This is a genomic window from Streptomyces sp. NPDC058964, assembly GCF_042741275.1.
In the GTDB taxonomy this organism is placed as follows: Bacteria; Actinomycetota; Actinomycetes; order Streptomycetales; family Streptomycetaceae; genus Streptomyces.
Genome location: NZ_JBHYKH010000983.1, coordinates 1 through 1,333, shown reverse-complemented (window position 1 = coordinate 1,333; position 1,333 = coordinate 1). Strand labels below are relative to the sequence as shown.

Genomic DNA, 1,333 nt, shown 5'->3' with positions numbered 1-1,333 from the left:
CTCCCTGTGTGTATAAGCCCCGGGCCGTTCTTCCGCTCCAGCGGAGCGACCAGCCCCCGCATATAGGCAAGCGCTGACTGACGGGGCTCCTCCCGGTTGAACCGGTGCACGAACCGCTCATGCACCGCCTCGAGTCCACCTGCCCACAACCTGACATCAGCAAGGTCCCCACCCATGACCACATCAACGACCGAGCTGGTCAGCAGTCACGGCAAGCACCGTTGCAGTACTAGTGCTGGGTTCCTCTTTCGCTGGGTATATGTCCTGGTGGCGGGGCGGTTCGGTTACTCGGGGGCGGGTGCTGGACGGTGGTGTTACGGGTACGGCCGAGCCGTGACGAGAACGAGCAGCAGGTCGTGCGTCGGCTGTCGGGCCTTGACCCCGAATCCTGGACACGGGTTATGCGGCTTGTGCCAGCGTAGTTGGTGTGAGTTGGAGGGCGTCCTCGAAGGCGATCGGTGATCGTTGCCCGAGGCGGGAGTGTCGGCGGCGGGTGTTGTAGCGGTGGAGCCATCGGAAGGCGTCGAGTCGGGCCTCGCGCTCGTTGGGCCAGCTCTTCCGTCCTTGCAGGGTCTCGCGTTTGAAGGTCGCGTTGAAGGACTCGGCGAGTGCGTTGTCGGCCGAGCTGCCGATCGCGCTCATGCTTCGCCGAACCCCTGCTGACCTGCAGGCTTGGGCGAATGCCCTGCTCGTGTACTGGGCTCCGTGGTCGGTGTGCATGATCGATCCGGCGAGGCTGCCACGGGTGCGGATCGCCGCGGCCAGGGCGTCGGTGACGAGGTCCGCGCGCATGTGGTCGGCGATCGCCCAGCCGGCCAGACGGCGTGAGGCGAGGTCGATGACGGTGGCGAGGTAGCAGAACTTCCCGCCGCCGAGGGGCAGGTAGGTGATGTCGCCGACGTACTTCGTGTTCGGTTCTGCTGCGGTGAAGTCGCGGCCGATCAGGTCGGGCGCCTTGGCCGCGGCCGGGTCGGGGACGGTGGTGCGGTGCCGGCGGCGCAACCGGACTCCCTCGAGCCCGGACGCCCGCATGATCCGAGCGACACGCTTGTGGTTGACCGCCTCACCGCCGGTCTCCCGGAGCTCAGCGGTGATCCTCGGGACTCCGTAAGTACCGTCCGACTCGAGGTGCACCGCCCGTATCCGGACGGCCAGACGGGCCGTCGAGTTCACGGACTACGAGGCGTGGCTCGCGGAGACCTGGCGGCACCCGCTGCTGAACCGCGAGCTGACCACGGTCGCGGTCGTCGACGGCCGCCCCGTCGCCTTCAGCGTGGCCCACACGGACGGCGGCGTTCGGTATTCGACCGCCATGACCGGCACGGTCCGGGCC

Annotated in this window: 2 pseudogenes; one reads left to right on the top strand and one right to left on the bottom strand. The window is 68.0% G+C overall.

Annotated features, from left to right (window positions below):
• Nucleotides 1-399: 399 nt before the first annotated feature.
• Nucleotides 400-1,155 (bottom strand): annotated as a pseudogene (locus tag ACFW2E_RS47020) (IS3 family transposase); the annotation flags it as partial.
• 10 nt (nucleotides 1,156-1,165) lie between these two features.
• Here ACFW2E_RS47020 and ACFW2E_RS47015 point away from each other — a divergent pair.
• A pseudogene (locus tag ACFW2E_RS47015) lies at nucleotides 1,166-1,333 on the top strand (GNAT family N-acetyltransferase); the annotation flags it as partial.